This is a genomic window from Lichenihabitans sp. PAMC28606, assembly GCF_020616535.1.
GTDB lineage: Bacteria > Pseudomonadota > Alphaproteobacteria > Rhizobiales > Beijerinckiaceae > Lichenihabitans > Lichenihabitans psoromatis.
Map to the genome: position 1 here is coordinate 3,582,664 of NZ_CP085136.1, position 25,127 is coordinate 3,607,790.

The 25,127-nt window shown below is 62.3% G+C and carries 28 protein-coding genes; 9 read left to right on the top strand and 19 right to left on the bottom strand.

From position 1 onward, the window contains the following. Positions 1–264 carry a hypothetical protein gene (locus LGH83_RS16900; RefSeq protein ID WP_227399647.1) on the bottom strand — a complete coding sequence of 88 codons (264 nt, stop codon included), beginning with the start codon at positions 262–264 and terminating at the stop codon, positions 1–3. Positions 265–480: 216 nt separating this feature from the next. Between LGH83_RS16900 and LGH83_RS16905 the strand changes: the two genes are divergently transcribed. Then, a complete protein-coding gene (locus LGH83_RS16905; protein WP_227399648.1) occupies positions 481–849 on the top strand; it encodes a hypothetical protein in 369 nt (122 codons plus the stop codon). A gap of 14 nt (positions 850–863) precedes the next feature. Here the strand turns inward: LGH83_RS16905 and LGH83_RS16910 are convergent, their stop codons facing one another. Further along, positions 864–1,328, bottom strand: coding sequence for a DUF4126 family protein (locus LGH83_RS16910; RefSeq protein WP_227399649.1), 465 nt, complete (start codon positions 1,326–1,328; stop codon positions 864–866). A 45-nt stretch (positions 1,329–1,373) separates the two neighbouring features. Beyond that, on the bottom strand, positions 1,374–1,946 hold the full coding sequence (locus tag LGH83_RS16915) for a DNA-3-methyladenine glycosylase I (protein ID WP_227399650.1): 573 nt from the start codon (positions 1,944–1,946) through the stop codon (positions 1,374–1,376). A gap of 124 nt (positions 1,947–2,070) precedes the next feature. Here LGH83_RS16915 and LGH83_RS16920 point away from each other — a divergent pair, with 124 nt between their 5' ends. Then, the gene (locus tag LGH83_RS16920; RefSeq protein WP_227399651.1) at positions 2,071–3,099 is read left to right on the top strand and encodes an alpha/beta fold hydrolase; all 1,029 of its coding nucleotides are present in this window, start codon (positions 2,071–2,073) and stop codon (positions 3,097–3,099) included. Between the two features lie 6 nt (positions 3,100–3,105). Here the strand turns inward: LGH83_RS16920 and LGH83_RS16925 are convergent, their stop codons facing one another. Continuing rightward, positions 3,106–3,456, bottom strand: coding sequence for a hypothetical protein (locus LGH83_RS16925; protein ID WP_227399652.1), 351 nt, complete (start codon positions 3,454–3,456; stop codon positions 3,106–3,108). A 147-nt stretch (positions 3,457–3,603) separates the two neighbouring features. On the opposite strand from LGH83_RS16925, the gene LGH83_RS16930 reads away from it, so the two are divergent. Both LGH83_RS16930 and LGH83_RS16935 read left to right on the top strand, forming a co-directional pair. Next, positions 3,604–4,206, top strand: a complete 603-nt coding sequence (locus LGH83_RS16930) for an outer membrane protein (RefSeq protein WP_131114556.1) — start codon at positions 3,604–3,606, stop codon at positions 4,204–4,206. A 72-nt stretch (positions 4,207–4,278) separates the two neighbouring features. Further along, the gene (locus LGH83_RS16935) at positions 4,279–4,749 is read left to right on the top strand and encodes a DUF1348 family protein (protein WP_227399653.1); all 471 of its coding nucleotides are present in this window, start codon (positions 4,279–4,281) and stop codon (positions 4,747–4,749) included. Here LGH83_RS16935 and LGH83_RS16940 read toward each other — a convergent pair. Next, complete coding sequence (locus tag LGH83_RS16940; RefSeq protein ID WP_227399654.1) at positions 4,746–5,900, bottom strand: CaiB/BaiF CoA transferase family protein; 1,155 nt, start codon at positions 5,898–5,900, stop codon at positions 4,746–4,748. The two genes, LGH83_RS16935 and LGH83_RS16940, sit on opposite strands and share 4 nt — an antisense overlap. A gap of 17 nt (positions 5,901–5,917) precedes the next feature. Then, positions 5,918–6,151, bottom strand: a complete 234-nt coding sequence (locus tag LGH83_RS16945) for a hypothetical protein (protein ID WP_131114559.1) — start codon at positions 6,149–6,151, stop codon at positions 5,918–5,920. Between the two features lie 102 nt (positions 6,152–6,253). Between LGH83_RS16945 and LGH83_RS16950 the strand changes: the two genes are divergently transcribed. The 3 genes from LGH83_RS16950 to LGH83_RS16960 all read left to right on the top strand — a co-directional run bounded on the left by LGH83_RS16950 (position 6,254) and on the right by LGH83_RS16960 (position 8,316). Beyond that, a complete protein-coding gene (locus LGH83_RS16950) occupies positions 6,254–6,493 on the top strand; it encodes a hypothetical protein (RefSeq protein ID WP_131114560.1) in 240 nt (79 codons plus the stop codon). 16 nt (positions 6,494–6,509) lie between these two features. After that, positions 6,510–6,896, top strand: coding sequence for an ester cyclase (locus tag LGH83_RS16955; RefSeq protein WP_227399655.1), 387 nt, complete (start codon positions 6,510–6,512; stop codon positions 6,894–6,896). A 145-nt stretch (positions 6,897–7,041) separates the two neighbouring features. Further along, positions 7,042–8,316 (top strand): Gfo/Idh/MocA family protein, encoded by a 1,275-nt coding sequence (locus LGH83_RS16960; RefSeq protein WP_227399656.1) that lies wholly within the window; start codon positions 7,042–7,044, stop codon positions 8,314–8,316. A 34-nt stretch (positions 8,317–8,350) separates the two neighbouring features. On the opposite strand, the gene LGH83_RS16965 is transcribed toward LGH83_RS16960, so the two are convergent. The 13 genes from LGH83_RS16965 to LGH83_RS17025 all read right to left on the bottom strand — a co-directional run bounded on the left by LGH83_RS16965 (position 8,351) and on the right by LGH83_RS17025 (position 23,965). After that, entirely contained in the window at positions 8,351–9,196 is an 846-nt protein-coding gene (locus LGH83_RS16965) for an SDR family NAD(P)-dependent oxidoreductase (protein WP_227399657.1), read from the bottom strand. Positions 9,197–9,251: 55 nt separating this feature from the next. After that, positions 9,252–9,530 (bottom strand): formate dehydrogenase subunit delta, encoded by a 279-nt coding sequence (locus LGH83_RS16970; RefSeq protein ID WP_131194397.1) that lies wholly within the window; start codon positions 9,528–9,530, stop codon positions 9,252–9,254. Next, entirely contained in the window at positions 9,527–10,339 is an 813-nt protein-coding gene (gene fdhD / locus LGH83_RS16975) for a formate dehydrogenase accessory sulfurtransferase FdhD (RefSeq protein WP_227399658.1), read from the bottom strand. Before fdhD ends, LGH83_RS16970 begins: the two co-directional genes overlap by 4 nt. Positions 10,340–10,344: 5 nt before the next feature. Next, positions 10,345–12,009: an OFA family MFS transporter gene (locus tag LGH83_RS16980; RefSeq protein ID WP_413771162.1), complete on the bottom strand. Its 1,665-nt coding sequence runs from the start codon at positions 12,007–12,009 to the stop codon at positions 10,345–10,347. Between the two features lie 142 nt (positions 12,010–12,151). Continuing rightward, positions 12,152–14,995 carry a formate dehydrogenase subunit alpha gene (fdhF, locus tag LGH83_RS16985; protein WP_227399660.1) on the bottom strand — a complete coding sequence of 948 codons (2,844 nt, stop codon included), beginning with the start codon at positions 14,993–14,995 and terminating at the stop codon, positions 12,152–12,154. Between the two features lie 10 nt (positions 14,996–15,005). Then, positions 15,006–16,562 (bottom strand): formate dehydrogenase beta subunit, encoded by a 1,557-nt coding sequence (locus LGH83_RS16990; protein ID WP_227399661.1) that lies wholly within the window; start codon positions 16,560–16,562, stop codon positions 15,006–15,008. Beyond that, the gene (locus tag LGH83_RS16995) at positions 16,559–17,032 is read right to left on the bottom strand and encodes a formate dehydrogenase subunit gamma (RefSeq protein WP_227399662.1); all 474 of its coding nucleotides are present in this window, start codon (positions 17,030–17,032) and stop codon (positions 16,559–16,561) included. The genes LGH83_RS16990 and LGH83_RS16995 overlap by 4 nt, the downstream gene beginning before the upstream one ends. A gap of 91 nt (positions 17,033–17,123) precedes the next feature. Continuing rightward, a complete protein-coding gene (locus LGH83_RS17000) occupies positions 17,124–18,020 on the bottom strand; it encodes a LysR family transcriptional regulator (protein WP_227399663.1) in 897 nt (298 codons plus the stop codon). Positions 18,021–18,114: 94 nt separating this feature from the next. Continuing rightward, complete coding sequence (locus LGH83_RS17005; RefSeq protein ID WP_227399664.1) at positions 18,115–19,068, bottom strand: transglutaminase family protein; 954 nt, start codon at positions 19,066–19,068, stop codon at positions 18,115–18,117. A 117-nt stretch (positions 19,069–19,185) separates the two neighbouring features. After that, on the bottom strand, positions 19,186–20,082 hold the full coding sequence (locus LGH83_RS17010; protein WP_227399665.1) for a transglutaminase-like domain-containing protein: 897 nt from the start codon (positions 20,080–20,082) through the stop codon (positions 19,186–19,188). Between the two features lie 575 nt (positions 20,083–20,657). Beyond that, the gene (locus LGH83_RS17015) at positions 20,658–21,719 is read right to left on the bottom strand and encodes a sensor histidine kinase (protein ID WP_227399666.1); all 1,062 of its coding nucleotides are present in this window, start codon (positions 21,717–21,719) and stop codon (positions 20,658–20,660) included. A gap of 6 nt (positions 21,720–21,725) precedes the next feature. Then, a complete protein-coding gene (locus LGH83_RS17020) occupies positions 21,726–22,160 on the bottom strand; it encodes a response regulator (RefSeq protein ID WP_227399667.1) in 435 nt (144 codons plus the stop codon). After that, the gene (locus tag LGH83_RS17025; protein WP_227399668.1) at positions 22,157–23,965 is read right to left on the bottom strand and encodes a sensor histidine kinase; all 1,809 of its coding nucleotides are present in this window, start codon (positions 23,963–23,965) and stop codon (positions 22,157–22,159) included. Before LGH83_RS17025 ends, LGH83_RS17020 begins: the two co-directional genes overlap by 4 nt. A gap of 289 nt (positions 23,966–24,254) precedes the next feature. On the opposite strand from LGH83_RS17025, the gene LGH83_RS17030 reads away from it, so the two are divergent. Together LGH83_RS17030 and groES are read left to right on the top strand one after the other, a co-directional pair. Next, positions 24,255–24,662 (top strand): MAPEG family protein, encoded by a 408-nt coding sequence (locus LGH83_RS17030; RefSeq protein ID WP_227399669.1) that lies wholly within the window; start codon positions 24,255–24,257, stop codon positions 24,660–24,662. A 177-nt stretch (positions 24,663–24,839) separates the two neighbouring features. Then, positions 24,840–25,127, top strand: a complete 288-nt coding sequence (groES, locus tag LGH83_RS17035; protein ID WP_129219255.1) for a co-chaperone GroES — start codon at positions 24,840–24,842, stop codon at positions 25,125–25,127.

Consider the following 25,127-nt stretch of genomic DNA (forward strand, 5'->3'; position numbering starts at 1 on the left):
TCACGGCGCGATGGAAAGCGCCGGCGCCGTCCGGCCTGGATGCTCGCTATCAAGAAAGATCGGGGCATCGGCGGATTTCGGCGTCGATGAAAATTTTCCGCGCATCTTGCGGCCGCCCTGGTTGGTCAGGATACATTGCTGAAGCTTGGCGGGATCGGTCAGGGTCGTGCATTCGTTGATATTCTGCGGAAAAACTTCGCTCTGCGCGATCGAAACCGAGTAACGCGACGATGAACCGTAGATGAGCGTTGCACAAGCCGTCATGAGGATCATTCGTTTGATGGTTACGACCATGCCGTTGTTTCCTGAGACATGCCCTTGGGGCAAGACTTGTTTGTGGGAGCTTATCCCGAAGTCCTCCCCAAGGATAGTCGGCAGATCCTGAGGGGCATCGAGAGCGTGGCCCTGGCAGCAATAGGGTTGTTTGCAAGGGGGCAAGCGGGTCTATTCTGTGGGCTGGCAACCGATGGAGACGTCGTCATGTCGATGGGTCCCGTCTGGGGCGCGGTTCTGATCGCCGTTGCGGCTGGCGCCACCCCGCCGGTCGCGACGCTGCGTGACCTTGGGCCGGCCTTGACCCACTGTTTCAAGGCACCCGATCGCTCGACGGGCTCGGAGGTCACGGTTTTGCTGAGCCTGACGCGCGACGGCGCGGTGCTGGGCAAGCCGAGGATCACCTTTTCCAAACTCGTCGGCGAGCCGGAGGACAAGCGTGCTTTCGTAGCGGCGGTGCTTGGATCCCTTTCCGCCTGTACGCCCGTTGCCCTCCTCCCGAGCTTCGGTGGTGCGATCGCAGGTCGGCCGCTGACGCTTCGGTTCATCGGGGGTGGGCCCGCCAAAGCGATCTGACGAGACTGTTTGGCTCAGCCGAGCGACGAGACGATCCAGAGCGCGCCGCCGACCGCGATCACATCCTCGAGGATGGCGGCAACATGGTCGTTGCCGAACGCGGATGCGAGGCGGCTTCGCGCCTCAGAGCCTACGAGCGTTCCAACGATCGCGCCGAAAAGACCAGCGATCAGGCCGCCGACCAGATTGCCGAATGCATTGCCGATCGTGGCACCGCAAAACGCGCCGCTCACGATCCGAGAGCCGAACTGGAACGGAACCCTGCGGCTCGGCGTGTTCGGCAATTGATCGGCGACGAATTCGCCGAGCGCCAGAATCGAGAAAACCCAAAGCGTGATCGGATGAGCCAGGAACGCGGCCCATGTGCCATCGACATGAAGCCAACCGAGATGAACGGCCCAGGTCACCGCAGCCGGCGCCGTCATGGTGCGGAGACCCGCGACCACGCCGATCAACAAGGCAAAAAGGAGAGTCGTCATGGCCGTACTCCGGTTCGAATCGGCGCAGAGCATGCCGCCTTGCGGTCACTTTGCAAGCGATCCCTCGCCGGCACCTGCTTCGGACCGGAAGCAATCGGCCACATGGTCGTTGACGATACCGGTCGCCTGCATCCAGGCATAGACGATCACGGGCCCAACGAATTTGAAGCCGCGTTTCTTCAAGGCCGCCGATACGGCCTCGGAGAGAGGCGTTTTGGTCGGGACATGGCCCGCATGGGCGATCGGCGCGCCGCCTGCCATGCTCCAAACGAAGGTCGCGAAATCCTCGCCAGCAGCCTGCATGGCGAGATAAGCGCGTGCATTGCCGATCGTGGCCTCGATCTTGGATCGCGACCGGACAATCCCGGCATCTTGCAGCAAGCGCTCGACATCGACGCGGTCGAAGGACGCGACCCGCTCTGGGTCAAACGCCGCGAAGGCCGCGCGGAAGGCGTCTCGCTTCCGCAGGATCGTCGACCAGGACAACCCCGCCTGAAAGCCATCGAGCATTAGCTTTTCCCACAAGGCTCGACTATCGCGCTCAGGCACGCCCCATTCGGTATCGTGGTAGGCTTGCATCATCGGGTCGTGCCCGGCCCAGGCGCAGCGATGCGGCATCGTGATGGTGTCCTTCGTTGCGGCTCTGTCTGCCACACCGCATGCGTGCGAGCAAAGCAGGCATCCGCAACCGCACCGCAGACGGGACGTTGCCCCACAGACTGCCACCGAACAGGATCGGCTTATGACATCCACCCGTCTTTTAACGAGCCTGATGCTGGCCGCGAGTCTCCTGACCTGCGGTTTCGCGCGCGCCGACGATGCGGGCCCGGTCTACGGGCCGGAACTTCAGGGGTTCGATTATCCCTATCCGGTGCATCATTTCGACTTCGAGTCGCAACGGCGGTCGCTTCACATGGCCTATATGGATGTCGCGCCGACCGGCAAAGCCAACGGCGAGACGGCCGTGCTGCTGCATGGAAAGAACTTTTGCGGCGCCACCTGGGAGAACAGCATCGCGTTTCTCAGCCAGGCCGGCTATCGCGTCGTGGTTCCGGACCAGATCGGCTTCTGTAAATCCAGCAAGCCTGAGGCTTATCAATTCTCGTTTCAGCAACTGGCGCGCAACACCCACGCCCTGCTCGAAAGCCTGAGGATCGATCGCATCACGGTGGTGGGCCATTCGACCGGCGGCATGCTCGGCATTCGCTACGGCCTGATGTACCCCAAAGAGGTGACGCGGCTCGTGCTTGTCGATCCGATCGGTCTCGAGGATTGGAAGGCGCTCGGCGTTCCCTCGCTCAGCGTCGACCAGTGGAACGCGCGGGAGATGCAGAGCACGGCCGACAGCATCCGCGCCTATGAGCAAGCCACTTACTACGGCGGCACCTGGAAGCCGGCTTATGAGAAATGGGTGCAGATGCTGGCTGGCCTGTCGCGCGGCGAAGGCCGCGTCGCGGTCGCCTGGAACTCGGCCCTTCTCTACGACATGATCTACACGCAGCCGGTCGTCGACGAACTCGACAAGCTGACCATGCCAACGCTGCTGATGATCGGCGACAAGGATACGACGGCGATCGGCAAGGATGTCGCGCCGCCCGAGGTCAAAGCGAAGCTCGGGCATTATGAGGTGCTCGGCAAGCAGGCCGCCAAGGCCATTCCGCATGCGACGCTTGTGGAATTCCCGTCGCTTGGCCACGCGCCGCAGATGCAGGATCCGGACGCCTATCGCTCTGCGTTGCTCGATTGGCTGGCGCGCACGCCCGGCCAGTAGCGTCTGTTACCGGCCGCAGCCGAAGGGCGGAAAGGTACTCGCGGTCCCGGCATTCATGGCCAGCACGACCATATCATTGGCAAGCTTCAACTCCTCGGGCGAGCGCGGGCAAACATTGTGCGGGCCGGTGCATCCGGAGGCCAGGAAGGCGTCGTGGCGACGAAGGAAGTCCAGTCCGAGACCCTTGGTGCCGCCGCGCGCGATCGTCTGCGACCAGGCTGCCGTGTAGCGGATGCATTTCGTCCCGCTCCAACTCCGGGCCGGCTGGCTCTGCGTAGCCGCAGACGCAGGGCAGGGCACGATCGCGAGCAGCGCGAGGATCGAACCTGTGGCAATCGATTGGGAAAAGCGGATCATAGCGGTCTCGCGTGGCGTTGGCTTGGTCCTTAAACGAATCTCGGACGCCCCCGAAACAGCGTCTCGTCATCGAGGCATTGGAGCTCGGGCCGAAACATCTTAGGATGCGGGCATCGGAGCATATCGCTTCTTGGCCCGGACCCATTCATGGCTCGTCTGATCTCGTCTTTGTTCGTTGCGGCCGGTCTCAGCGCGGGCGCTGTTTTGCCCGCCCTTGCGGTGGACGCGAGCACGGCGATGTTCCCCACGCTCCCGGCCCTGGCACTCGACCCTGAGCCGACGCCATCGATCTGGCACGGACTGTCGGTCGGCACCGAATTGATCGTCGCTGGCGGCAAGCACCAGAAGGGGGCCGGCGTCGGCGGTGCCCTGACGGCGAGCTACGATCATGAATTTGCGAATCATATCGTGCTCGGCATCGACGGCTCGACCGGCTATTCGCCATCGTTGTTCGGGTCCAAATACGTGCGCGGCTATGATTTTGCGGCAACCGACGTGAAGGTCGGTTACGACATGGGCCGGTTGATGCCTTATGTGACCACCGGGGTCGTGCTAGCGAAGCCGCGGTTTGGGCCGGGCTTCGGCTATTCGGCATCCGACTCGATCAACAACGTGTTCAACGATACCTCGGATCTGCAATCGGCGGCGCGGGTCGGCGCAGGCGTCGAATATGCACTGACCAATAATCTGACGGTCGGGGTCGGGGTCTCGGTGACGCGCAGTCATGGCGGTCTGATCTCACCGTTCTAAAACGTCGCGACGAGCGCCCCGCGCGTGTCGGGTCGCTCTATCTGCCGCCAACCTCGTCGAGTGAGCGATCCCATGTCCGAAACCCGCCCGCCACTACCGCCCTTCACGATCGAGACCGCGACCCAGAAGGTGCGTGGCGCGGAGGATGGCTGGAACTCGCGAAATCCGGCGCGCGTGGCGCTTGCCTATACAGAGGATAGTGCCTGGCGCAATCGTGCTGAATTCGTGCACGGACGCCCTGCGATCGAGGCCTTCCTGACCCGCAAGTGGAACCGTGAGCTCGATTATCGGCTCATCAAGGAGCTTTGGGCTTTCACGGGTGACCGGATCGCTGTTCGTTTCGCTTACGAATGGCATGACGATTCCGGGCAGTGGTTCCGCTCCTACGGGAACGAGAACTGGCATTTCGCGCCAAACGGCCTGATGCAACGACGCTTTGCCTGCATCAACGATCTGCCGATCGCGGCCGCCGACCGAAAATACCACTGGCCCCTCGGCACCCGGCCCGCCGATCACCCCGGTCTGTCGGACCTCGACCTCTAATCCCGAGCCGGCCAGCCGGCCGCGCTCTTCAGGGCCGCATTATGCTGGCCCTTTGTCGGGGCCGGAACCGCGAGGCTGAGCTCGGCACCGGAAAAGCGGATCGGCGTCCTGACCCCCGGGATCCCGCCGGGCGCGATCCGCATCGCGCGAGACCGCACCTGTGGGTCGGCGAACACATCCGCGACCGTGTTGATCGGCCCCGCCGGCACACCGACCGCTTCGAGCCGATCGAGCAGATCCTTGCGCGTGATCGATCGTGTCCGCGTGGTCAGCAGTGTCGTCAGGTCGGTTCGGTGGGCGACGCGGGCCGCGTTGCTGACGAATCTTGGGTCGCGCGCAAGCTCCGTCTCCCCAAGCACGTCGCAGAGGCGCTCGAACTGCCGATCATTCCCGCAGGCCACGATGATATTGCCGTCCGCGACCGGGAAGGTCTGATAGGGAGCGATGTTCGGGTGGGCGTTGCCAAGGCGGGTCGGCGCCGTGCCGGTCGCGAGGAAGTTCATGGCCTGGTTGGCCAGCACTCCGGTCATGCAATCGAGCAGCGCCATGTCAATGTGTTGGCCGAGGCTCGTCCGCTCGCGTTGAGCGAGGGCCGCCTGGATGCCAATCACGCCGTAAAGCCCGGTGAAGATATCGGCGAAAGCGACACCGATTTTCTGGGGCTCGCCGGCCGGGTCGCCGGTCAGGTCCATGATGCCGCCCATGCCTTGGATCATGAAATCGTAACCAGCCCGCTGTGCATAGGGTCCGTCCTGCCCGAAGCCGGTCACCGAGCAATAGATCAATCGCGGATTGCTGCGGCTGAGGCTGCCATAGTCGAGCCCGTATTTGGCGAGGCCGCCAACCTTGAAATTCTCGATCAGCACGTCGGCATCTTTGGCAAGCCCGCGGAGCGTCGCCAGGTCGTCGGCGTTTTTGAAATCCAGCGTTACCGAACGCTTGCCCCGATTGCAGGCGTAGAAATAGGCGGCCGAACGGTCGTCCCCTTGGTCGATGAAGGGTGGGCCCCAACTGCGGGTGTCGTCGCCCTCTGGACTCTCGACCTTGAGCACGTCGGCGCCAAGATCGGCCAGGGTTTGGCCGATCCAGGGTCCCGCCAGAATGCGGGCGAGTTCGAGAACGCGAAGGCCTTGAAGGGGAGCGTCTGACATCGGTGCGGGATTTTCTCTCATCGGGGGTTGCGTCTCAACCAATCCGCCACGGCGGTGCGGGCACGCTCGGGCGAGTAGCCGGGGAGGGGCTCGCCCTGTTCATCGATCAGCCCGGCTTCGAGGTCCGCCGCCGCAATATACCAATGTGCGTCGACCCAGGCCGACACGTCCTCATCGGGCGCTGAATTGCGTCGGCAGACCCGCTCGGTTACGGCGCGCGCCATAGCTTCGAGATTGCTCATCTGGCTCATGTGCCAAAAGCTCCGGCGTCGTTCACGAGCCCGCTTCGATGGACCTCGCGGAACTTTGACTCCAATTGCTTCGTTTCAGCTTGAGCAGAAGGAAACCGGATCATGCGTTTCGTCTTTGGACTCATCGTCGGTTGTTTGCTGACCGTCGGCATCGCCTATGTTCATGACCTCAATCAGCCCACCGGCCCCGCTCTGGTGGCGACCGATACGACCGGCTCGGCGACAGTACCGGACGGCCGGATGGTCAATTGGGACGTGGTGAACCGCAATCTGCGCGGGGTCAATGGCTGGATGCAGGCGCAATGGACCTGGATCACCGGACAGGTGAACCGCGCCGGCTAAGCCGCGAGGCAGTCCGATGACGGATCTGTCGACCCTCTACCGGAGCTATATCGCTTGTCTGAACCAGCGGGATTGGTCTCGGCTCGGCGAGTTCGTTCATGAGGATGTTATCCATAACGGCGATAGCCTTGGTGTGGCTGGCTATCGTCGCATGCTCGAGCGAGACGTTGCAGAGATCCCGGATGTTGTCTTTCATGTGGAGATGCTGGTCTCCGAAGTTCCCTATGTGGCAAGTCGACTGATCTTCGACTGCCGCCCTGCCGGAACGTTCCTTGGCTTGCAGGTCAATGGCAGGCGGGTCCGTTTCGCCGAACACGCGACCTACGCGTTTCGAGCGGGACGGATCGGGGAGGTTTGGTCGCTGATCGACAAGGCCGCGATCGAGGCTCAACTCGCTCGCTGACCGACGTCGCGTTGTCGGCCGCCGTGTTTTCGCTACGCGACATGGCATCACGGGAGGCGAGAGCCCGGAAACAAAGGCCCTGTTCTGTGTTTGCGAAGGAAGCTGCTTGGCGCGGCTTGCGAACCGTAAACAGCAGGGAATGCGCATGTCGGATCTCACACGTCGAACCGTCCTTGGTGCGTCGGCCGGTCTTCTCAGTGTCGGGCTCACTCAGGCCCGAGCGGCCGAAGTCGGCACGATACCGGAAGACCCTCACGCCATCGGCACCGTGACCGGAAGCAAGGTGGAGCTTCCGCCGCTCCATGCGGCCTCCGAGGCGGAGGGACCACTGCCGAACCCCGATCCATTCACCAAACGGCTCGGAGTGGCTGTGGTCGGGCTCGGCCATTTGTCCTTGGGCGAGATCTTGCCAGGGTTCGGCCAGAGTAAAAGCGTCAAGGTCGTGGCACTTGTCAGCGGCCATCGCGAGAAGGCTCGTGCGGTGGCGGCGGAGTATAACGTCCCGGAGCGCGCCCTCTACGATTATGCCTCGTTTGACAGCATCAAAAACAATCCCGAGATCGATTTCGTCTACATCGTTTTGCCCAATGCGATGCACCTCGAATTCGTGACCCGTGCGGCGCAGGCCGGCAAACACGTGCTGTGCGAAAAGCCGATGGCAACCACCTCCGCCGATGCCGAGCGGATGATCGCGGCCTGCCGCGACGCCAAGGTCAAGCTGATGATCGCCTATCGGATGCAATATGAGGCCACACAGCGGGCCGCGATCGCGATGGTTCGCAAGAAAGAGATTGGCGAACTACGGCTCATTCAAGCCGTCAATGGGCAGAACGACACGCCGGGCCAATGGCGTCAGGTCAAGGCCATCGCGGGCGGTGGATCGCTGCCGGATGTCGGGATCTACTGCTACAACGCGTTCCGCTATCTGACCGGCGAAGAGCCGGTCGAGGTCACCGGCCGGATGACGCAGCCGGCGGGGGATCCGCGCTTCTCACAAGTCGAGGATGTCGCCAATTTCACCTTGCAGTTCCCGTCCGGCGTCATGGGGGTCGGGACGAGCGGTTATAGCATCCACGAAGCTCGCGCCCTCAAAGCGATGGGAACGACGGGGTGGATCGGCCTCGACAATGCTTTTGCGTATAACAACATCGCGATGACGGTATCGCGCAAGGTCGGCCAGGTGAACGGCATCGATCACCGGCAATATCCGCCCAAAAGCCAATTCGCGACCGAGATGGACCATTTCGCTGACGCGATCCGCCGCGATGTCGTGCCCCATACGCCGGGCGAGGAGGGCCTCCAGGATATCCGGATCATGGAGGCGATCTATCGTGCGGCGGAAGGCGGTAGTCCCGTCAAAATGCCGCTCGTCCAAGGGCTGGATACGACACGCGGCCCCGCGCCGGCGACGGAGGGCTGAGCCGCCCGCCGCTAAACGACGCGGCGAACTCCGGTCAGCCGCCCATGTAGGTCTTGAAGGCCTCGGCATAATCGGGGTGCCAACGCGACAAGGCTGGACGATTATCGATGATGTCGCCGATCGCCCAAGCCATCCGCTTTTCATCGGTTGCGCGATCGACGTCATTGTCCGGGCAGAGAATGTAGAAGTCACCCCGGCCGAGCGCCTCGAGCATGAAGTCGACAACCTGCTCCCCGCTCCAGGCGGCGGCCGGTTTCTCGTCCTGACCGGTCATTCCCGTGAACGTGAAGCCGGGGATCAGCAGATGCGCCGAAACCCTGCAACCGGGAACGGACCGGAGTTCATGCGCCGTGCTTTCGGTGAACACACGGACGCCGGCTTTGCTGACGTTATAGGCGGTGTTGCCGGGCGGCGTGGTAATGCCCTGTTTCGATCCCGTGTTGATGATCAGCCCGGGGGTGCCCTGGGCCATCATCGCATGCGCGAAGGCCTGAACGCCGTTGATGACACCCCAAAGATTGACGCCGAGCAGTTCATGCCACGCGGGGCTGGGGTCGAGCGCCTTACCGACGATGCCGACGCCGGCATTGTTCATCAGCACGTCGACCGAGCCGAACGCGTCGTAGGCCGCGATCTTAAGGGCCAGAACCTCGTCGCCCTTGGCGACATCGGTCGCGACCGCACGGATCGCGGCGGAGCCGCTCGGAGCGTGTTCGATCACAGCACGCTCGGCCGCCTGCAGCGCGACGCCGGGTCGATCCGCGATCATGACCTTCATGTCCTTCGCCGCGAAGGTTTTGGCTGCCGCAAGGCCGATGCCGCTCGCGCCCCCCGTGATAACGGCGACGCGGTCTTTGGCGATGGCTGGATGTGTGGTCATGGCGGTCTCCCGTAGCTTGATCGCGGACCTTGGGTGGACCAGACGAACGCGGGCGTCAACCCGCGTCGCTGGCCCCGATTTCGCCCACGGCCGCGGGACCCGCGGCTTCCTTTTCGGCGGGGTTCGGAGCCTCGACAGGGTGGCGGAACGCCGCCCGCACCAATGGGTCGAGACTGGGCGCGTCAAGCGCTTCGCCAAGCTTCAACCGCATCTTGGGTGTCCAGAACGACACGACATGATCGTGGATGCCGGTCATCGCCTGATCGTCTGGATAGGAATGGAAATAATTGGCGATCTGGTTCGCCATGCGAATGAGTTTGTCGTCGCTGTTCATGCAAGCACCTTGTCGGATGTGATGCGGTCGGCCCCGTGGAACAGCGTGACGCCATCCCGGCGGGCGATACCGACGAGCGTGATGTCGAGCGCCCGGGCCCGCTGCAGGGCGAGCGACGTCGGCGCCGAGATCGCCACCAGCGTGCGCGCCCCGAATGTCGCGACCTTTTCGACCATTTCGAAGGAGGCACGGCTGGTGATCAGCACGAAACCGTCGTCGGATGACTGCCCGTCCCGGAGCAGCGCACCGATGAGCTTATCGAGTGCGTTGTGCCGCCCGACGTCCTCGCGCACCAGCTTGATCGCGCCATCACGTCCACACCAGGCCGCGCCATGGACCGCGCGTGTTCGTGCACCGAGCGGCTGCTGCGCGTCGAGCTCTCCCACGGCGCGCTCGATTGCCTCGAGCGATAGGGTGGGCGCGGGACCCTGCTGTGCCAGAGCGCGAGGCAGTGCATCGAGGTCCTCGATCCCACAGAGCCCGCAACTGGTCCGTCCGGATAAAGCGCGTTTGCGAGCCAGATGCGTGTGCAGCCGCGCACCGACGAGATCGATCCGCAGCCGCAATCCATCCTCGAGCGACTCGAGGCTGACGGACCTGATATCCGCCGGGCTCGTGATGATGCCCTCCGTCAGGCTAAATCCGTAGCCGAAATCCTCGAGGTCGTCCGGCGTCAGCATCATGACCCCGAACGGAATATCCGCGTAAGTCACCTGCACCGGCGTTTCGATCGCGACCGACCGCGTCTCGTCCCGGATCTCACCGGCAAACGTCAACACGCGGGTCGGAGCATTTTGAAAACCGGACATCTCGCCTATTTGAACAGGATCACGGCATTCGACAAGGTGATCCAGATCCCCCAGGCGATCGGCAGAAGAATAACGGCCCAGGCCAAAGCCGCCGTGGAGGTGAAGCCGCCGCCGCCGATGCCGAAGCTGAGATCGGGTCGATTGGCCGTCGGCCGGCCAGGAGCCGAACCCCTCGGGGTCGCGGGAGCCGGTATCGTCTTATCGGCCATGAACCAGCGGTCCGACAGCGGACGCACCAGAAGATTGGCCACGAAGCCGATCACCAGCATGCCGGCCAGAATATACATGGTGCGGCTGTACAGCATTGATCCGGTCAGCCCGTTCGCGATCTGCGCCTCGCGAATGTAGTTGACCACGACCGGTCCGATGATGCCCGCCGTCGACCATGCGGTGAGCAAGCGGCCGTGGATCGCACCGACGAATTGCGTGCCGAAAATGTCGGCCAGATAGGCCGGCACGGTTGCGAAGCCGCCGCCATACATCGACACGATGACACAGAAGAATCCGACGAATAGAGCCATGCTGCCCGCCTGAGCAGCCCATGGCACGGCGGCGTAGAGCAGGATGCCGAGCGCAAAGAAGGTGGCATAGGTGGTCTTGCGGCCGAGCTTATCCGACAGCGACGCCCAGAAGAAACGACCGCCGATGTTGAACAAAGACAGGAGGCCGACGAAACCGGCCGCAATGGCGGCGATTTGCCCCTTCTGTCCGATGTCGAGTTGCGCGAAAGACAATTCGGGGTGACCGATGAGGCGGCCGGAGAAGATCTCCTGTAACATCGGCGATGCGATACCGAGCACGCCGATACCGGCCGAGACGTTCAGGCAGAGTGCGGCCCAGATCATCCAGAATGCCAGCGTCTTATGGGCGTCCTTCAGATCGACGTTGCGGCTGGTGATCATCGCATTCGTGATCGACTTCGGCACAAAGCCGGCCGGTTGCCAATGTGCCGGTGGCACCCGATAGCCCAGGGCGCCCGCCACCATGAAGACCGCATAGATGGCCGCGAGAGTCAGGAAGGTCTGCCAAACGCCCACCGACGTGTCACTGCGGAAGTGACTCATCAACATTTGAGCAAGCGGCGATCCGATCAGCGCGCCGCCGCCAAATCCCATGATGGCCATTCCGGTCGCCATGCCGCGACGGTCGGGGAACCATTTGATCAGTGTCGATACGGGTGAGATGTAGCCGAGCCCAAGCCCAATCCCACCGATCACGCCGGAGCCGAGCCACATCAGCCACAATTGATGCAGGTAGATGCCGAGCGCCGAGATGACGAGGCCGCCGCACCAGCACAGAGCCGAGGCAAGGCCCGCCTTGCGGGGGCCGGCGCGCTCGAGCCAACCACCGAACAGGGCGGCAGACAGGCCGAGGAAGACAAAGAAGAGCGTATAGATCCAGCCGAGATCGGCCACGCGCCAATCGCAGGTCGTGGTGAGAAGCGCGCTTGCGAGCGTGAGATCGGCGCAGGTTTTGGCTTGTGTGACGCCGATGGCGCGGGACAGCGGCAGCCAGAAGACGCTGAACCCGTAAGCCATGCCGATGCAAAGGTGGATACACAAAGCGGCCGGAGGGAGCAGCCAGCGATTATAACCAGGCTCGGCGACGATATGGTCCCGATCGAGAAACGACGTTTTCGCGGGACGCGAAGTGGACGGCGCGGCAGTGATACTCAAGTCGTTTCATCCCAAATTGTGGTGAGCGACCTCTTCGGGTCGCCGCGTTGAAGAAGCTACGGATTGCGACAGGCGGCGATGTCACCGCCTCGTCGTATCAGTCGATCGTCGGCAAATTTACGCCGCGGCCGGACGGCTATTCCGCCGCCTCGAGCTTGGCCGCCATACGGGTCAGGGAGATGTCTTCCTCGTAGAACTTGGCTTGCCAGTCCGAGGGACGGTTGGTCTTCCGCACCTGAACCGCCGTCACCTTGTATTCGGGGCAGTTGGTTGCCCAATCCGAGTAATCGGTCGTGATGACGTTGGCGCCCGTTTTGGCGTGGTGGAAGGTCGTGTAGACGACGCCCGGCTGCATCCGCTCGCTGATCCGTGCTTTGAGCGATGTGTCGCCCGACCGACTGACCAGCGCGACAAGATCGCCCTCGTTGATTCCGCGGTTCTCGGCGTCGAATGGATGGATTTCGAGCACGTCCTCTTCGTGCCACGACGAATTGGCGGTGCGGCGTGTCTGCGCCCCCACATTATACTGGCTGAGGATGCGCCCGGTCGTGAGGATCAGCGGGAAACGCGGACCGGTTCGTTCCTCGGTGGCCGTGAACTCCGTCATCATGAACTTGCCCTTGCCGCTGACGAAGCGCTCGACATGCATCATGGGAGTGCCGTCCGGCGCCGCCTCGTTGCAGGGCCACTGGATGGAACCGAGCTCCTCGAGCTTGCCATAGGACACGCCCGAGAAAGTCGGGGTCAGTTTGGCGATCTCGTCCATGATCTGGCCGGGGTGGCTGTAATCCATCGGATAGCCGAGCGCGTTCGAAAGCGCCATCGTGCCTTCCCAATCGGCGAGACCACCCAGCGGCGCCATCACCTTGCGGACGCGGCTGATGCGGCGCTCCGCATTCGTGAAGGTCCCGTCCTTTTCCAGGAACGACGATCCCGGCAGGAACACATGGGCGTATTTCGCCGTCTCGTTCAGGAAGATGTCCTGAATGACGATACATTCCATGGCTCGCAGGCCCGCCGTCACGTGCTGGGTGTCGGGGTCGGATTGCGCGATATCCTCGCCCTGGATGTAGAGACCCTTGAAGCTGCCATCGACGGCTTCATCCAGCATGTTGTTGATGCGGAGGCCGGGCGCATTCTGCAGCGTCACGCCCCACAGGCTCTCGAACATGTGGCGGGTCGCGTCATCCGAGACGTGGCGATAGCCGGGGAGTTCATGCGGGAACGATCCCATATCGCACGAGCCTTGGACGTTGTTCTGGCCCCGCAGCGGGTTCACTCCGACGCCGGCCCGGCCGATGTTGCCGGTCGCCATGGCAAGGTTCGCCATGCCCATCACCATGGTCGAACCCTGGCTATGCTCCGTCACGCCGAGGCCATAGAAGATTGCCGAATTGCCGCCGGTCGCATAAAGCCGCGCGGCCGCGCGAAGATCGGCGGCGGGAACGCCCGTGATGGCTTCGACGGCCTCCGGCGCATGGCGCTCGTCGGCGATGAACCGGGCCCAGCCTTCGAAAGCGTCAAGGTCGCAGCGCTCGCGGACATAGGTCTCATTCACCAAGCCCTCGGTGACGACAACATGCCCAAAGGCGTTGATGAGCGCGACATTGGAGCCGGGCTTGAGAGGCAGGTGATAATCAGCCCTGATATGGGGCGATTTCACGAGGTCGATTTTGCGCGGGTCGGCCACGATAAGGCGGGCGCCGGCCCGGATGCGCTTCTTCATGCGCGATGCGAACACCGGATGACCGTCGGTCGGGTTGGCGCCGATCACGAGAATCACATCCGCGTGGTCGACCGAGGCGAAATCCTGCGTGCCGGCCGACGTGCCGACCGTGACCTTCAGGCCGTAACCCGTGGGCGAGTGGCAGACGCGGGCGCAGGTGTCGACGTTGTTGTTGCCGAAGCCGGCCCGCACCAGCTTTTGAACCAGATAGGTCTCTTCATTGGTGCACCGGGACGATGTGATCCCGCCGATCGAATCACGGCCGTATTGCGCCTGGATGCGCTTGAACTCGGACGCCGCATGGGCGATCGCCTCGGCCCACGTCACCTCCTGCCACGGATCGGTGATCTTGGCGCGAATCATCGGCTTGGTGATGCGGTCCTTGTGGGTCGCATACCCATAAGCGAAGCGGCCCTTGACGCAGGAATGGCCCTCGTTGGCTTTGCCGTCCTTGAACGGCACCATGCGAACGACCTTGTCGCCCTGCATTTCGGCCTTGAACGAGCAGCCGACGCCGCAATAAGCGCATGTCGTCACTTCGGAATGTTCCGGATGGCCCATCGCGATCACGGATTTTTCGTTCAACGTCGCGGTCGGGCAGGCTTGCACGCAAGCCCCGCAGGAGACGCATTCCGAGCTGAAGAAATCCATGCCGCCGGGCGAGACCTTTGAGTCAAAGCCGCGCCCCTGGATCGTCAGCGCGAAAGTGCCTTGCACCTCTTCGCAGGCTCGCACGCAGCGCGAGCAGACGATGCATTTCGAGGACTCGAAGGTGAAATAGGGGTTCGAGCTATCGGTCGGGGCGTGGGTGTGGTTCTCGCCATTATATCCGTAGCGGACCTCGCGCAGGCCGACCTGACCGGCCGTGTCCTGCAATTCGCAATCCCCGTTGGCCGAGCACGTCAGACAGTTGAGCGGATGGTCGGAGATATATAGCTCCATCACGCCGCGGCGCAACTTTGCAAGCCGGTCGGTCTGGGTCTTGACCACCATATTGTCTTCGGCTGGCGTCGTGCAGGAGGCCGGCGTGCCGCGACGCCCCTCAATCTCGACGAGGCACATGCGACAGGACCCAAAAGCCTCCAGCGCATCGGTGGCGCAGAGCTTCGGGATCTTGGTGCCCTTCAGCGAAGCCGCCGCCATGACGGAGGTGCCGGCCGGGACGGTGATCCGCTCCCCGTCGATCGTTAGCGTTACGGTCGTCCCGCTGACGCGGATCGGGGTGCCGGTGTCGAGTTCCTTGATCAGAGCCATGCTCAGGTCCTCATTCGGCGGCCGCAAGCAGCGGCGCACGGTTGAAGTCGTCGGGGAAATGCGTGATGGCGCTCAATACCGGCACAGGGGTCAACCCGCCCATGGCGCAGAGCGAGGCTTCGGTCATCAACTGACAGAGGTCGTCAATCAGCTCGAGATTCTTAACGCGCTCGACGCCCGACAGCACCTTATCCATCGTCTCGACGCCGCGGGTCGCGCCGATCCGGCAGGGCGTGCACTTGCCGCAGCTTTCCTGAGCGCAGAATTCAAAGGCGAAACGCGCCTGATGCGCGAGATCCACCGTGTCGTCGAAAACGACGATGCCGCCATGGCCGATCAAGCCTTTGACGGCCGCGAACGCCTCGTAATCCATCGGCGTATCGAACAGACGATCGGGAAAATACGCCCCGAGCGGACCACCGACCTGGACGGCGCGGATGGGTCGCCCGGTTGCAGTGCCGCCGCCGAACTGATCCAGGACTTGCCGAAGCGTCAGGCCGAAGGCCGTTTCGATCAATCCACCCTGCTTGATGTTGCCGGCGAGTTGGATCGGCAGCGTCCCACGCGAGCGGCCCATGCCGAAATCGGCATAAGCCTGCGCCCCGTTCGCCATGATCCACGGCACGGTCGCGAGCGACATCACGTTGTTGACGACGGTGGGTTTGCCGAACAACCCTTTGAGGGCCGGAAGCGGTGGCTTGGCACGCACGAGCCCGCGACGCCCTTCGAGGCTCTCGAGCAACGAGGTTTCCTCGCCGCAAATATAGGCGCCCGCGCCCAGCCGTGCCTCAATCGTAAAAGCATGACCGGAACCGGCGACCGACGGCCCGAGATAGCCCGCCTCGGTCGCGGCCAGGATGGCGCGGTTCATCGCCGCGAAGGCATGCGGATATTCCGATCGGATGTATATGAAACCTTTGGTCGCCCCGACCGCGAGAGCCGCAATCGTCATGCCTTCAACGAGCGATAGCGGATCGCCCTCCATCAGCATGCGATCGGCGAATGTTCCGCTATCGCCCTCGTCGGCGTTGCAGACAATATATTTCTGGTCGTCGACGGCCAACAGGACCGTGTTCCACTTGATGCCGGTCGGGAACCCGGCACCGCCGCGCCCGCGCAGGCCGGACAGCTTCACCTCGTCGACGATGGCGGTCGCGTCCATCGCGAGCGCGCGGTCGAGCCCGGCATAACCGCCATGAGCCCGATAATCCGCGACCGATACGGGATCGACGAGGCCGCAGCGCGCAAAGGTCAACCGTGTCTGCGCCTTCAGATAGGGGATCTCATCCGGCGGACCGAGCCGCAGCCTGTGGTCACCGCCCAGCATCAGCCCGGCATCCAGCAAGCCTGCGACGTCATCCGGCTCGACCGGACCGTAGGCGATGCGCCCACCATCCTGATTTATCTCGATCATCGGTTCGAGCCAGAACAGGCCGCGCGACCCGGTTCGGACAATCTGGACATCGACGCCGCGCCGACTGATTTCAGCCTGGAAGGCTGCCGCCACCTCGTCCGCGCCGACCGCGAGAGCGGCCGCATCGGTCGGGATGTAAAGCACAGACGTCATCGCGACAGCCCCTCGATTTGAGTGTCGATCTTCCCTGTCGTCAGCCGCGCCAAAGGCTTGTCGTCGAGCAACGCCGCCGGCGCGGTCGCACAGAGGCCGAGACAGAACACCGGCTCCAGCGTCAGCTCGCCATCGGGCGTCGTGTCGTGCCAATCGATCCCATGTCGCGTCCGGCAATGCTGATGCAGCGCCACCGCTCCCATCGCCTGACAGGCTTCAGCACGGCAGAGTTTCAGCACATGACGTCCAGCGGGTTTGCTGCGGAAATCGTGATAGAAGCTGATCGTCCCGAAGACCTCGGCTTTCGACAGATTGAGCGCATCTGCGATCAGGGGAACGGCCTGTGGATCGACATAGCCGAACGCATGCTGCAGTGCATGCAAAATTGGAAGCGTTGCACCATCAAGATGTTGCTGGCCGGCGATAATCTCGCTGGCGCGAGCCGCACTCCACGTTTCGATCCCTGACATCACGGTTCCGCTTGTTTGTTTCGCTGTTTAGAATTGTCATAAGTCAGCGAAAAACAAGGTCGTAAAACCGTTGCTTGATAGAGTTTGTCTATTAAGCCGGTTCGGCAGCACCCGGCCGCTGCGTGGTTTCGGCAAACAGCGCCTGCACCAACGTCGTCATCGGATTTCGATCCGGCACCACCAAGCCGATCAGATTTGCGAGCTCCGGCCCGACGATCGGCAGAGCGACGATGTCGGCAGGTAAAACCGAAAGGTCGACCAAGGCGGCTGGCAGGATGCTAGACCAAAAGCCCGTTTTGACATGCGACAAGAGGACGATCATCGAATCCGTTTCGAGCCGGGGCGACAGCGTTACGCCGGCTGCTTGGCTGACTTTGTCGATAATCCGCCGGTTCTGCATGTCTCGCGTGAGCAGACAAAGCGGCCGCTCACCGACCGAACGCCAGGCAATCGTGTCGTCCCGCGGCGGCGCGGAGATCCGAGCCGTCACATAGCGGTAGCGCTCGTAATAGAGTGGCAGCTTTCTGACATGAGTCAGACTTTCATTGTCGATGTAAGTGACCCCTGCATCGATCTCAAAATTTTCCAGCTTTCTCAAGATGTCGTCGGACGTGCGGGACATCACCGAAAAACGAACCGCCGGATGACGTTGAGCGAAGCCTGTGATCAAGCCTGCGACGATCGGAAGCGCCGATGGAATCGCGGCAATTCGCAAATGTCCGCTCAGGCCATGTTTCAAAGCCTTGATTTCCTGGCGCATCGCCTGCGCATCGCCAACCATGCGGCGCGCCCAGGCCAGCACGCGCTCGCCCTCGGGCGTAAAGCCCAGAAAGCGGGAACTCCTCTGCACGATGAGAATCCCGAGCGTATCTTCCAGCTGCTTCAAGCCTGCCGACAAGGTCGGTTGCGTGACGCCGCACAGGTCGGCGGCGCGACCGAAATGTTTCTCACGCGCCAAAGCGACGACATATTCGAGCTTGTCGATCATTGCGCTTTATAGCGCATCCATCAGTCGAACACCCGCCGCGAGCGGCTGGATTGCACGCACGTATCGCATCGGTCCGCCCAGCTTGCGTCGCCTCTTAGGCCAGGACGGCGCGGTCGTGCGGTCCTTCGCCCAGCGCGGCATCGTCGAGATCTTGCAGGGTGGGACGAAAGGGCGCGATCTCGCGGACATCGACGCTGACGGTCATGCCCGAAAACGCGGCGGCGTCGCCGAAATATGTGCCCGAGAGCGGCACGGCCTGACGCGGATCGCGAGCGACGGCGACACGGATCAGATCGCGGTTACCGACGATGCCGTTCGTCGGGTCGAACTCGACCCACCCCGCGCCGGGCAGATAGATCTGGCACCACGCATGGGTGTTGCCACCGCCCTTGTGAGAGGTGTCGCCCGCGTCGGACGGAACATTGAGATAGCCCGACACGAACCGGGCCGCGAGGCCGAGGGCGCGCGCGGCTTCGATCATCAGCACCGCGAAGTCTCGGCAGGTCCCCTTGCGGGTCGTCAACGTCGTGATCGGATCTTGCGTGCCGTGTTCAAGCCGCCTCGAATAGGTGAAGCTCTCCTTGATCGCGTAGGTCATGGTCATCAGCAATTTGGCAGTTTCGGTCTCGCGTCCACGATGCACGAAACGCCGGACCCATTGATCGAGCGCGTGTTCGGGGTCGAGATATTGTCGCTCGATCAGGCGCGCGAGATCCGGCATCTCGTCCGGCCCATAGGTGAACGGATAGGTCCGCGCAAAATCCTCGATCGAGAAATCGGGTGTGTTCAGCGGCGTGTGGTCGAGCACGATTCGCGTGTCGAAACGCAGTTGTGCGGCCGGCTTCGAAAAGCTGGCGATCGCAACGCAATTGCCGAACACATCATGCAGCCAGCGGAGACGTCGAGGTTCTGGCTCGATCACGAGATCGGAGGAGATCAGCCGCTGGTCATAGCTGTCGCGGGGCCGAAACATGATCCGGTGTTCGCCGAAGCGAACCGGAGTTTTGTAGCTGTAGGTCGTCAGATGGCGAACCGATAAAACCGACATGGATGTCTCAAGGTTCGATCGACAAGGGCAGCGACATGCCCCCGTCGATCATCGATCGCTGCACTCCGCACATTCAGCGACGTGGGATCAATCGTTTTATTCGGGCTTTCCCGCCCCTTATCGCCCCGATTGCGGGCTGCGAAGCGGCTCATCGGCAGACGCCTCTGCGATCGAGCCAATCGAGGGGAGGGTCCCCATATCGACATGATCCGGAATTTCGTCGGTCACGACGGTAAAGCCGACGAGATTGGCCGGGCCGAAAGCTGTGGAGATCGCCACATCGGTCGCGTCGCGGCCACGCGCCATGACGATCCGGCCGATCCGAGCATGTTTGTGCCGGGCGTCAAATGTGTACCACCGGCCATCCAGGAACACTTCGAACCAGGCGCTGAAATCCATCGGTGTATCGCCGACCGGAACTCCGATGTCGCCGAGATAGCCGGTGCAATAGCGTGCCGGAATATTCATGCAGCGGCATAAGGTGACCGCGAGATGAGCAAAGTCGCGGCACACGCCGACCTGCTCGGAATGGCCTTCGCTCGCCGTCCGCGTGTTGCGCGCATGAGCATAGCCGAAGCTGATGCGCTGGTTGGCATAGGCCACGATGGCTTCGACACGTTGCCAGCCGCGCGGACTATTGCCGAACAGCGACCAAGCGAGGTTGCTCAACGCCTCGGTGTCACAATAGCGGCTTGCCAGCAGGAACACCAAAACATCGTCGGGCAGCTCCTCGACCGGAATTTCTTTGGCATGCGGCGCATATTCGTCTTCAAGCCCGCTATCGCGAATAAGAAAGTCGCTGGTCAGGCGGGTTTCGCCGACAGGCGCAAGGATGCGGGTGACGCGATTGCCGAAGGCGTCTGTATAGACGCGAGAGGCGACATGGGGCGTGAAGGTGATCTGCTGTGGCGTCAGCAGATCCTGCTCGCGCGACGGATGCACGCTGAGCAGAAAGAGCATCGGGGTGGGGATATTGCAGAAATATGTGATGTCGAAGCCGCAGCGTATTTTCATCGTCGGATCACCGTCAGTTTCAACAAGCGGAAGGTCGGCGACGGGTCGAATGCCTTTCGGATCGATACCCGCCGTCTCCCATGGAGGAACTGAGCATCATTCGCGCCATAATGGCAGCGCGATCCGCCTGACCCCGTTTTTTTCAGCGCTGATCCCGTCGAGCGGTTGCGCAAGATGAGCATCTCTTCCATCGCCACGACGGCGCTTCGGCCAATCGGCGCGGAAGACTATGACTTAAAAAGAGGCAATTTGGGAAAATCGCAGATTTAATGTCTGTTTTTGAGCTCGACGGCTTGCGTTTTACACCGAGCTGGTCAAATTAGCACACCTGCGACGGTCCAAAAAAAAGGACCGCTAAAAGCGGCCCGGAGTCTAGGGAGGAAACGCCCAAGAAGGGCATGCGACAACCAACGTCGCGTGCTTGATATTATGCTGCATTGCCGCAAAGGCAAGCTGTGTAACGGGGCGCCCTCTTATATTTTATTGTCTGTGGTAATTTTACAGCAGGTCGGCTCGTCGAGACGGCGTTTGGCGCATTCGATCTCGCGCCGCCGTTTGTCGGCATCGAACAGACCTCATATGCTGTCGGTGTTTGAAAACAGCATGGATGCGTGAGTCCCCGGTCCGTCGCTGCGATATTCGACCGTCGTCGCAAGCTTTGTTGCCATCGCCTTGACGATCGATCGACCGATCCCGGTCCTGGTGCCGGATTTCTCTGTGGCGACTTTGCCGACCCCTTCATCCTCGACGATCAGGCGCGTTTGGCTACAGGTCACGGCCTCGAGCCGCACGCGGATGGGACCGCTTCCGGTCGGATAGGCATATTTCATCGCATTGATGACGAGTTCCGTCACGATGATGCCAATTGTCACTGCGGTGTCGGGGTTGATCTCGATCTCGTCGGCCAGCAGCACGAGTTGCGACGTGGTTTCCTGGGCATCGGCGGATTGGCGAAGATCCTCGATCAGTCCGGCCAGATAATGATGCAACGCAACGGCCGTTACGTCGTCCGACGCATAGAGCCGTCGATGGACCTGGGCGATCGCCAGAACCCGCCGGTTCGCATCGGCCAGTGCCGCGCGCGTGGCCGCATCGGCCGAACTTGCCTGCATGTGCAAGAAGGCTGCGACGAGTTGAAGGCTATTGCCGACCCGGTGATTGACCTCGCGCATCAGCACTTGCCGCTCTGCCGCCAGGGCCTCGAAGCGGTCTCGTGCCGCCCTGATCTCACGGTCCGTTTCCGCTTTTTGTCGGCGTAAGGCCGTGCTTTCGATCGCCGAGCGGATCGCTGCATCGAGCAGATCATAGAAAGCGCCTTGAACGTCTTTGACCACGTAATCGGCTGCGCCCGCTTTGAGGGCCGCGACCGCGATGCTGCTTTCGTTGGTGCCTGTCACGTAGATGACGGGCGGTGGATCGGGCAGGTCGCAAATGCGAAGCAGCGTCGTGAGACCGTCCTGTCCCGGCATATAATGGTCAAGCGCCACGCAATCGATCGTACCGGCCGCGATGCGGGCCAAGCCATCCTCGCCGCTCGAGACCGCCTCGACCGCATAGCCACGCCTCTGCAACTGCCGCTCGATAAGCCGAAGCAGGGCTGGGTCGTCGTCGATGTAAAGAATACGGGCGGATGTCACGTGAGGTCAGGCCGGCTCGGGAACCTGCATGACGGATAGAAACAGCCCGAGCTGTCTCACCGCCTCGGCGAAATTTTGATAAATCACCGGTTTGGTGATGTAGACGTTGCAGCCAAGGTCATAGCAGCGTTGGATTTCAAGCTTGTCGTCGGTTGTGGTCAACATGATGACCGGTAGCCGCTTCAAGATGCTATTCTCCTTGATGCGTTTCAGCACCTCGGCGCCGCTCATGTCCGGCAGGTTGAGATCGAGCAGGATCAGCAGCGGTGTAGGCTTGCGATCCGCCGGCAACCCGCGCTGTCGAAAAAGGTGAGCGAGCGCGCTGGCCCCATCGCCGAAATGCACGATCTCGTTTTCGACGCCTGCGCGGCGGAGGTTCTTCTCGATTAACCGAGCATGACCGTCGTCATCCTCGATCATGATGATGGTCGGTAGGGTCATGATGATCCATCGTCCTCCGTCATGTCGGCGGCTTTCGGCAGCACTACCGTAAAGACGCTGCCGAGCCCTGGCTTACTATCGAGCCGGATGGTGCCTTGCAGTCTTCGAACCAGCGAGCGCACGTTGGCAAGCCCGATGCCTTCGCCCGGCTCGTCCTGTTGCCCGGCCCGACGGAAAAGTTCGAAGACGCGCTCGCGATCCTGCGGCTCGATACCCCTCCCGTTGTCGCTCACCTCGAATGTCACGGTCGTGGCGGATTCGTCAGCCGCGATGTGGATCCGACCGGGGACCCCCGGCTGCGGATATTTGACCGCATTCTCGACCAGGTTGGAAAACACCTGCTCGACCGCGATGCGATCTGCGATGATACGCGGCAGCGGTGCGATCGTGATCGTGGCTCCGGAGCGCTGAACCCTGTGGGCGACACCGTCCGCGATCGAGCGCATGAGACGGTCCATGTCGAGCGCCTCCGGTCGAAAGTGCCGCTGGCCTTGACGCGACAAGCTGAGGATCGCTTTGATCAGCCTGTCCATCTTGTCGATCGACAATTGGATGAAGCCGATCGCCTCATCGAAATCGGCTTTCACAGTGTCGGGTGCATCGGCTCGAGCGCCCGGTGATCCTGTTGCGAATAATTGTCCACGAAGGCCGTCCAGTTCCGACGTGAAGCCCATGATGTTGACAAGCGGGGCACGCAGATCGTGGCTCACGATATAGGCGAACCGCTGCACCTCACGGTTCGTCTCCTGCAAATCGGCCGTTCGCTCCGCGACCCGCTGTTCCAGCCGCGTGTTGGACGCGCTGAGCATTGCGCGTGCGGCTTCGACCTCGCGCCGCGAGCGGCTCTCGCGACGCGCCAGACGGCGACCCAGCATCATGATGCCGGCGAGCGCCGCAAAGGCGCCAGCCGCATAGGGGATGAAACGCCAAAGCCACGCTCGCCAGCGCGCGTCGATGACGCCGTCGCGGAAGACGACCGCCACGAAGACGGGCAGATCGCCGACGCGATGATAATAGCCGAATTGATGGGGGCCGGGCTCGAAGGTGCCATCGTCGGGCGCGAGTGCCGCCGCTGCCAGCACGCTGGGGCCGATCGTATGAGGGGCACGCATCGTCTTGAGGTCGGGATAGCGCGCCAAGACCTCTCCCGTGCCGTCGCGGAGGAGGTCGATCCGCTCGTCGTTGCGAACGTCCAACCGCTGCCAATAGTCGGTGAAGTAAGAGAGCGCCATCGACGCGGCCACCAAACCGCGGAAGCGTCCGTCGGCTGCCTCGATCCGTCGGGCCACCAGAAAGGTCGGCTTATGCGAGACGCGACCGACGATCGGCTCGCCAATGATGAGCTTGTCGCCGGCCTGCTGGGCGTTGCGGAAAACCGCCCGGTCGGCCATCGAGACGATGGTGGGTAGATCGGGCATGGTGGCACGTCGCACACGGCCGGTTTCGTCCACAAGCCAGATGTCGTCCACATAGGGCAGCATGGCATTCATGCTCCTCATGTCGGTTCCGAGGTCCTTCGACTGCTCGATGTTGTCCCAATCGCGACCGGCGGTGGCGTTCAAGGTCGCGTGCAGCGCGATATCCGAAACCTCGAACAGGCGTTTGGCGTGGTCGGCGAGAAAATAGGCCGACTGCTCTGCATGGGCTTCCGCTTCTTCGAACAGTGTCTGACGTTCGTGCCAAACGATGAAGCTGGACGTAAGAATGATGAGGACGAGCCCGAGCAAGCCCATCAGTGTGCTGGTTTGCTTGAGGGTGAAGCGGCTGAGGATGGCGCCCGGGCCTCGGCGTCGCTGAGCCATCATGGATCGACCCATCCTCGCCCGCGCAGGACGAGGTTAAGGCGACACGAACCGGCGCGACGTGCTGCGGTTGAGGCGATTGCAACATCGACCATGCGGGTGCCTTGGGCCATAAAGCTGCAGGATCGTCTGCTCCGGCGACCCCAGCGGTCGTTACCACGCCATCAAAAGCAAGCGTTTTCGTGGTGTTGCCGCGCCGGTCTGTCTGGATCTTGGGGTCGGCACTTTTGCACGCGTTTGGTAAGAGCCTCAAAATGACGCCGTTCGCGCAGCCGCAACCGCAGGAATCCTCGTGACGCAAAACGATCTGGTGACCCAAGATCTCGTCTTGGCGGGTTGGAGCATCGTCCTGGCTCTCGTCCAACTCGGCTTGGCGGGGATCGGCAAACGCATGCAGGAACCGCGCTTGTGGGGTGCAGGGCCGCGCGACGATGTGATGAGCTATTCGGGTCGCACCGCGCGCCTGATCCGAGCGCAAAGCAATCTGATGGAGACCTTGCCGATGTTCCTCGGCGCGGTCGCGATCGCGCATCTGGCGGGTCGCAACGGCTCGCTTTCGGTGCTGGGGGCTGAACTCTACTTGGCAGGGCGAGTTATCTATGTGCCGCTCTATTGGTTCGGCGTTCCTTATGTTCGAACCCTGGTCTGGCTGGTCGCGACGTTGGGTCTGTGTCTCGTCCTGACAGATTGCCTGTCATGAGATGGTTCCGGCGGCAAAAAGCGGGCCGATCTTGACACCTCACGGGCGAGTCCGTAGATAGGCGCTGCCTGCTTTGGCACTCGACACACGAGAGTGCCAACCTGCATCGGCACTCGGCTTTGGCACCGCGCGGCGCCTTCGTGAAGGCTCCCGGTCCGTATCGATAGGACATTCATCATGAACTTTCGTCCCCTGCACGACCGTGTGGTCGTCAAGCGCCTCGAAGGCGAAGAAAAGACCAAGGGCGGCATCATCATCCCGGACACCGCCAAGGAGAAGCCTCAGGAAGGCGAGATCATCGCGGTCGGACCTGGTGGTCGCGACGAAAGCGGTAAGCTGACCCCCCTCGACGTGAAGGCTGGCGACAAGGTTCTGTTCGGCAAATGGTCGGGCACGGAAGTCAAGATCGACGGCCAAGATCTCCTTATCATGAAGGAGAGCGACATCATGGGCGTCGTCGGCTGA